The sequence below is a fragment of the Gemella haemolysans genome, assembly GCF_901873445.1.
GTDB classification, from domain to species: domain Bacteria; phylum Bacillota; class Bacilli; order Staphylococcales; family Gemellaceae; genus Gemella; species Gemella haemolysans_C.
Genome location: NZ_CABFLN010000047.1, coordinates 1 through 8599 on the forward strand (window position 1 = coordinate 1; position 8599 = coordinate 8599).

Sequence of the window (8599 nt, forward strand, 5' to 3'; positions counted from 1 at the left end):
CGGGAGAAGAAGATGGTCTTTCAAAATTCACGAACCTTTTTGTTGAAAGAGATAATGTCACACGTTCAAAAGTGCTAGCTGATAATGAATTATCAAAAGAGATTGAAAAACAAATTGATGGCGATCAGGACAAACTAGGTAAAGGTGGATACTTCTCAACAGGAGATATTCCACTAGGCAAAGACGTTGTATCCTATAAAGTGCAAGTGTTTGCGGAAAATGAAAAACGTGTTGGGGTTAATAAGCAAAGTCCAAGACTTCAATATAACCTGCCTATCCTAGCCGATTTCTCAGTAATCCAAGATACGGTAGAACCATCAAAAGAAGTCGCAAGAAGAATTATTAGTAAGTCAAATCTTCCAGAAGACAAGAAAAAGAAAATTATAGAAGAAATCGAAAAGAGTAAGAAGACTTCTGAATTAAGATCGGCTATGTCTGGGAATGTGAAAGTTAAGTATCAAACTGTCGGTGGGACTGTATTAACACTTAAAAATACTGTAAAAGGTCAAAAAGAAACTGATATAGGTAAAAAAGATACAGACGGAACATATATTGCTCAAAAAGATCAATTATTAGGTACAGATTATGATGTAACAGGCAAAAAACTTGCTACTTTAACAGCAGCTGATGGTAAACGTTATAGATTGAAGAGATCATTAGAGGACAATTCGCTTGAAGATGGAAGATTAAGAACTTCTGCAAGTGACACAGGTACGATGACTTCTACAGAAGCAAGAACAGTAACTTATGTATATGAGGAAGATAATACGCCACCAGCGCCGGTAGAAGTAGATGTGACCAGAACAGTTAAGAGAACAATTACCTATGTAAAAGAAGATAATGTGAATGGAGCTATAATTAGAACGACTCTTGAAGAACGAAAGAAAGAAAATACAGTCGAATTCACAGGAAAAGAAGTAACTGATACAGCGAATGATACGGTATCTTACAAGGATTGGACAAGCACAAATAGTAAATTCCCGAAAGTAGATACACCAGTATTAGAAGGTTATATCGCAAATAAAGCAAGCATAGAAGAAGAAGAGGCAACAGCACCATCTTCAACTGGTGGTGTGACTAATATAACGAGAGAAGTTGTTTATACAAAACTAGGAAGTTGGGTACCGAACTTACCAGAAGGTGTAACACCGCCAAAAGGTATAGATATGACACCAAAACCATATCCAAACAATCCAAACGACCCAACAAAACCAACAAATCCAGTATATCCTGAACCAGGAACACCAACGGATCCAAGTACACCGAAACCACCAGTGATTCCATATGTGCCAGGTTATACACCTAAGATCCCAACAGATCCAACAAAACCAGAGGATCCTAATACAAATCCGCTAGTACCAGTAAAACCGGTAGATCCAGCAGATCCGAAAAAAGGGTACAAGGTACCGAATGTACCGAACGATCCTAAAAAGAATTTTGTGATTGAGTACAAACCGAATCCACAAAAAATTCTTATCAAAGTTGTTAATGTCACAACTGGAGAAGAAGTAGAATTACCTGAAGAAAAACTTGAATTTAATGGCGTTTCTGATCAAGTAGTAACAACAGAAGATAGGGAAAAAGTTGATAATAAAATTGCATCTTTAAAACAACGAGGGTATATCGTATCAACGAAGAATCCTATATCAAAAACAACTAACTATGATACATTGGACGATTCTGAAGAAAGAGAACCAACGCAAGTTTACAAAATTGTAGTAAATGAACCAATTTTAAAAGATAAAGAAATTGTACCAGTAATACGTACAATTAAATACGTTCAAATCGATGTTAAAGATGGAAAAGAAGTCAAAACAGAACTTAATACAGAAAAAATCAAAACAAAAGTAGATAAAGTTGAATTTTCAAGAGATGCAACTACTAGTTTGACAACATATATAACAAAATTTGGCGCTTGGGATGCTGAAACAAAAGAGTTATTAAAAGTTGATACACCTGTATTAGATGGCTATTTTGCAAATATCGCCTTTGTAGCAAAGAACACAGTTCAACCTGATACTGATTCATATGAAGTGACAGTTGAATATAGAAAAATAGGGGCATGGGTACCAAGATTACCAGAAGGTGTAACACCACCGACAGGAACAGATATGACACCAAAACCATATCCAAACAATCCGACAGATCCAACAAAACCTGGAACACCAGTATATCCTGAACCAGGAACACCAACGGATCCAAATACACCGAAACCACCAGTGATTCCATATGTGCCAGGTTATACACCTAAGACACCAGATGGAAATCCATTAGTACCAGTAGATCCAGAACATCCAGAAAATGGATACAAGGTACCACCAGTACCAGAAACGCCTGGAAACGATACGCCGATTACGTATGAAAAAGTGCCAGATAAACCAAAACCAGAAACAACTGGTAAAAAAGAAGTGACACGTACAATCAAATACGTGGATGAAAAAGGTAATGAATTAGCTAAACCATCTACAGATAAAGTTACATTTAAGGGCAATGGTAGTGATTGGAATGCGGTTGATGGAGATAGTACATTTGATGCGGTGAAATCACCAGTAGTTAAAGGTTATGTCTTAAAAGACCCAGCTCAAAAAGTAGTTGAAAAAGAAACAGTTAAGTCAGATGCAAAAGATGAAACAATTACTGTTACTTACACTAAAGTAGGTTCATTCGTACCGAAAGTGCCAGAAGGAGTAACACCGAAAACTCCTCTAACACCAACACCGTATGACAACGATCCAGAAGATCCAACTAAAGTGGTAACACCAAATCCAGACAAACCACAAGATCCAAAAGATCCGAATAGTCCGAAAGTACCAGTGATTCCACAAGTACCAGGACATACTCCGGTAGTACCAAAAGACCCAACAAAACCAGTGAGTCCAGAAAACCCACTAGTACCGTTAACACCGGTGGATCCAAACCATCCAGAAAAAGGATATAACGTACCACCAGTGCCAACAATACCAGGTCAAGATACACCAATTACGTATGTAAAAGACGGACAACAAAAAGCAATCACAAGCTTCGTGGATTCAAAAGGAAATGTATTAGAAACACCAATCACAGAAACAGGAGATTCAAATACACCATTAACAAAAGACGGTGAAATCAAAGCAACAATTGCGAAATTAAAACTAAAAGGATATGATGTTGAAACTAACACTTATCCACCAAAAGGAACGTTTGACAACGATCCTAAGGTTGATCAATACTTCAAGGTGACATTAACACCACGTGTTAAACCAGTGAAACCATTTGATCCAACAAATCCGAAAGATCCAAATAAACCAGTACCAGGACAACCAATCGATCCAGATACACCAGTAGATCCAAATAATCCAAATGATCCAACAATTCCAAGATGGACAGATGAACTAATTAAGAAACTGGACGTTAAGAAAGAAGTAACACGTACAATTAACTATGTTGACGAAAAAGGAAACAAAGTTTCTGAGAAATCAACAGACAAAGTTACATTTACACGTGAAGCTAAGATTAACGTAGTAACAGGTGAGATTACTTATGGTAATTGGACATCTACAGATAAAATATACGATGCGGTGAAATCACCAGTAGTTAAAGGTTACATCTTAAAAGATGCAAAACAAAAAGAAGTAGCATCAGAAACAGTTAGACCTGATTCAGAAGATAAAACAATTACTGTTGTTTACACTAAAGTAGGTTCATTCGTACCGAAAGTGCCGGAAGGAGTAACACCGAAAACTCCTCTAACACCAACACCGTACGACAATGATCCTAAAGATCCAAGTAAAGTGGTAACACCAAACCCGGAAAAACCACAAGATCCAAAAGATCCGAATAGTCCGAAAGTACCAGTGATCCCACAAGTACCAGGACATACTCCGGTAGTACCAAAAGACCCAACAAAACCAGTGAGTCCAGAAAACCCACTAGTACCGTTAACACCGGTGGATCCAAACCATCCAGAAAAAGGATATAACGTACCACCAGTGCCAACAATACCAGGTCAAGATACACCAATTACGTATGTAAAAGACGGACAACAAAAAGCAATCACAAGCTTCGTGGATTCAAAAGGAAATGTATTAGAAACACCAATCACAGAAACAGGAGATTCAAATACACCATTAACAAAAGACGGTGAAATCAAAGCAACAATTGCGAAATTAAAACTAAAAGGATATGATGTTGAAACTAACACTTATCCACCAAAAGGAACGTTTGACAACGATCCTAAGGTTGATCAATACTTCAAGGTGACATTAACACCACGTGTTAAACCAGTGAAACCATTTGATCCAACAAATCCGAAAGATCCAAATAAACCAGTACCAGGACAACCAATCGATCCAGATACACCAGTAGATCCAAATAATCCAAATGATCCAACAATTCCAAGGTGGACAGAGGACTTAATCAACAAACTAGAAACTACAAAACAAGTAACACGTACAATTAATTATGTTGATGAAGAAGGAAACAAAGTTTCTGAACCATCAACAGACAAAGTTACATTTACACGTGAAGCTAAGATTAATGTAGTAACAGGTGAGATTACTTATGGAGACTGGAAAGCAGTTGGTGGAGATAGTACATTTGATAAAGTATCATCACCAGTAGTTAAAGGTTACATCCTTAAAGACCCAGCTCAAAAAGAAGTTGCTGAAAGAAAAGGAATAACACCAACTGTTGCAAATCAAACGATTGAAGTGGTTTACAAGAAACTTGGTTCATGGATACCAAGAATTCCAGAAGGTGTAAAACCACCAGAAGGAACAGATATGACACCAAAACCATATCCAAATAATCCAACAGATCCAACGAAACCAGGAACACCGACAGAAACAGTTCCTCATGTACCAGGACATACTCCGGTAGTACCGAAAGACCCAACGAAACCAGTGAGTCCAGAAAACCCACTAGTACCGTTAACTCCAGTAGATCCAAAAGACCCAACGAAAGGTTATAACATTCCACCGGTACCAGAGAATCCAAGTCAGGATATTCCAATCGAGTATGTAAAAGACGGACAACAAAGAGCGATTGTAAACTTCGTAGATGAAAACGGAAATTCAGTAGCTGCGTCTATTTTACAAACTGGTAAAGCAGGAGATAAATTCACGAAAGATGCATTAGTGAAATCTACAATTTCTGCATTAGAAGCTAAAGGATATGAAGTGAAAACAAACGAATATCCTAAAGAAGGTACAGGGGTATTTGATAATGATACTAAGGTAGATCAAATCTTCACAGTAACAGTTCGTAAGATTGAAGTTCTTCCACCGACACCAAGAGTCATTGAACGCCCAGGAGGAAATACTTTAGTAGAAGTTGGCGTGCCGAATAAGGATGCAGATACGTTGAACATCTGGTATACAAAACGAAATAATCCAAACGCTCCAAGAGAAGAGATTGTTACTAAGAAAGACAAAGATGGAACATGGAAAATTGAAAAAGCTCCAGAAGGAGTTACAGTTAATCCAAGTACCGGAATAGTTTCTATCCCAGGTAATAAAATTCAGCCGAAGACATGGATTGATACTCAAACGAAACATGAAACTAAGACTAGTAAGATTGTATCAGTAATACCGAATATTCATGACTTAAAAGAATTTGTAGGAACAACAGAATGGATTGACGTTGAAGGTAAAGTCTTGAAACCAAGAGAAGAAGGTATTCATGAAAAAGGAAGATTTGACAATCTTGTTTGGTTAGCGACTATCCTTGAAGGTGATAAGATTACACATATTTTCGGACCAGGAACACCAACAGTTGACAAACCAGAATACAAGGTTACAGTATGGTTTGATGAAAATGGAAATCCAATTAAACCGGACAAACCTGGTACTTATGAATCAGGAAAAATTCCTGGATATAGATTTATTACGACTACAACGAAAGATGGTGTTACTGTTCATAAATTTGAAAAAATAACACCAGTAGATCCTAATGTTGTACCTGGTAAGGTAACTGAAAAACAACAAGTTAAACGACTTGCAAATACAGGAGAAACAGAAACTAATACAGGTCTAGCAGGTCTAGGATTAGCAATGTTTGGAATAGCATTAGCAGCGATTAAACGTCGTAAAGATAAATAACATTGAAAGAGAAGCAAAATTTGCTTCTCTTTTGGTTATTTATTTGGTTGTATATTAAGTGTAAGTGTCCAATGACAATGTAATTAATTTGAATTTACACAGGTTAATATAGAAAAACGTGAAAATGTATGATAATATAGTAGTATAAAAATGTTTTTAATTTTTTTAATATAAATATGTAATGTGTTAAGGAATATAGGAGATAGTATATGGGGAATAATAATCAAAAACATAATAACAACGAATATAATAGCGGTTATCAGAATCAGAATACAAATTATTACGATAATTATCAAAGTCAGGAATTTATGAATTATAATGACGTCGATTATGACCAAAGTCAAATTTATAATGAAAATTATCAGAGTCAAAATATGTATAACGATCAATATAATCAAAGTACTAATTTTAATGGTAACTTTCAGAATCAGGATATGCAGGGGTATAACGATCAGTATAGTCAGGGAACAAATGATTACGATGTAAATTATCAAGATCAAAATATGAATTATAATACACAGCAATATCAAGAAAATTATAATATGTATAATGATAATAATCAATTCCAAACTAATAACCAGGAATATTATGAACAAAATGATAATAGTTTTAATCCAGTATATGAAGAATACGCAGAACCTAAGAAAAGAACAGGTATAATACTATTAGTTAGTTTTCTAATTATTGGTCTTTTAGCAATATCTGGATATTTTGCATATAATAAATATATTGTTAATAAAAAGGCGGTAGTTAATCTTAATCAATATGAGATAGAGTTTAAGCCATACGGAACTGACGGTGATGGTACTGCAGCAGCAGATATTAAGAAAATTCCAACAGTAGAAAACTCAGATGGAAGTGTAACACAATTTTTACAAGAGCCCACTATAACTTATAGTAAATCAAATAACTTAAAAAATGGAGAAAAAGTCGAAGTAACAATAAGTCTAAGTAAATCCTCTGCTGATGCTAAAAAACTTGAACTCAAAGGTGAATTTAAACGTTCTTATACTGTAAGAGGATTAAGTGAAAAATCTAAAGATAACAGTAGCAGTAAAGACAGTAAATCATCTTCAAGTAGTATAGTCCTTAGAGAAGATAGTTCTGTGAATACTAAAGAACTTAGTGATTCCCAAGTAGGAGACTGGGCTAGAGCTATATATATCAAAGAATTTTCTCGTAATTCTTCAACATCTGATTTCTCATATGATGTTTGGTTAGGTAGTGACCACTTAGCTTATGTTAATTTGAAAAAAGATAGAAGTATTGTAGGAAAATACAGAGTAAATGCAAGTGGTAGACTTGAACACTACGAAAATAGCGGATGGGTAGTTGTAAGTAGTACCTTTACTTCTTAAACGATGTAATCGAAATATTTTTATATTTAATAAAAAAATAGTAAAAACTATATGGATTGACAATAATTTATAAACGGTGCTATAATAATTATAAAGATAATATTACTTTGTGGGCTAGTGGATATGGTCTGCACCCGCCTGTGGGCTCAATATACATCATCATGTTTGTTGAGAAAAAGAATATCAGGACTACCTACCCTTGAGGAATAGATAGGGCATATCTAGCGTGAGGTGAAACTCAATACGTGAAAGAGAAGGAAGTTCTAGGGCTTCCTTCTCTTTTTTTAGGAGAAGATGAAAATGACATATAGTTTAAAGTGGTTAGAGGAATTTAATGGAGATATTGATATTCCTAATATAAATATGTCCCGTTTAGCAAATACAATCGAGAAATACGTTTCTCAATATAAATATACCTATGTGACAAATATCGAAAAATGTTCTAATTAAGTATTATCAGTTTCAAACTCTTCAATTCCACATTTATTAGGTTTATCAAAAGAGCATCATTTAAATTTACCAACTAATAATGCTGGTAGCATATTTGAAGGATTAAAAGATGATTGGACTTTGGAGAGACTTAGTAAAGCGGATAATGGATGATTTAATGAAAATAAATTTAAATTAATTGGGACGTTATTACTGTATCAAATACTAAACTTAAAGGAATGTAAATTTTATACAGCAGAAACAATCCTAAATAAAAGGGTAGGTTCTCGTTTTAAAAGGGATAATATTTATTTTGTAGTGTTTAAGTCAGCTAATGGAATCAGTTATACTTTAGAATTATCTAAGGAACAGGGAAAGTATTATTTCCCAAGGAGTTTAAAAATTAATGATACATCCGTAAAATATTGTAAAGAAATCGAACTACAACTTATTAATAAAGAGAGGTTAAAAACGAATAAGGTAAGAAAAGTAAGGTGGTCATCTTAACTATACATATTTAAAAAATAATATAAAGATTATTTCTGTTTGTATTTTAAGGCTTTATTAGTATATGTATAATATTTTTTAACGCACTAAAATTATTTAAAATGAGATATAAAAAATTGTATTATGAAATTATAAAAAGAAATATTATAGTATAAATATAGTTACTGAAATATTTTTATATTCAATAAAAAACAGTAAAAACTAATAAAACTGATAACTAAAATATAG

The 8599-nt window shown here is 34.3% G+C and carries 3 protein-coding genes; all 3 read left to right on the forward strand.

The annotated features are described in order from the left end of the window. The first annotated feature begins 71 nt into the window (after positions 1-71). The 3 genes from JX287_RS06345 to JX287_RS06355 all read left to right on the forward strand — a co-directional run bounded on the left by JX287_RS06345 (position 72) and on the right by JX287_RS06355 (position 7885). Complete coding sequence (locus JX287_RS06345) at positions 72-6077, forward strand: mucin-binding protein (protein WP_204643762.1); 6006 nt, start codon at positions 72-74, stop codon at positions 6075-6077. A 209-nt stretch (positions 6078-6286) separates the two neighbouring features. Further along, complete coding sequence (locus JX287_RS06350) at positions 6287-7435, forward strand: hypothetical protein (protein ID WP_204643764.1); 1149 nt, start codon at positions 6287-6289, stop codon at positions 7433-7435. A 300-nt stretch (positions 7436-7735) separates the two neighbouring features. After that, positions 7736-7885 (forward strand): hypothetical protein, encoded by a 150-nt coding sequence (locus JX287_RS06355; RefSeq protein WP_204643766.1) that lies wholly within the window; start codon positions 7736-7738, stop codon positions 7883-7885. The last annotated feature ends 714 nt before the right edge of the window (positions 7886-8599 follow it).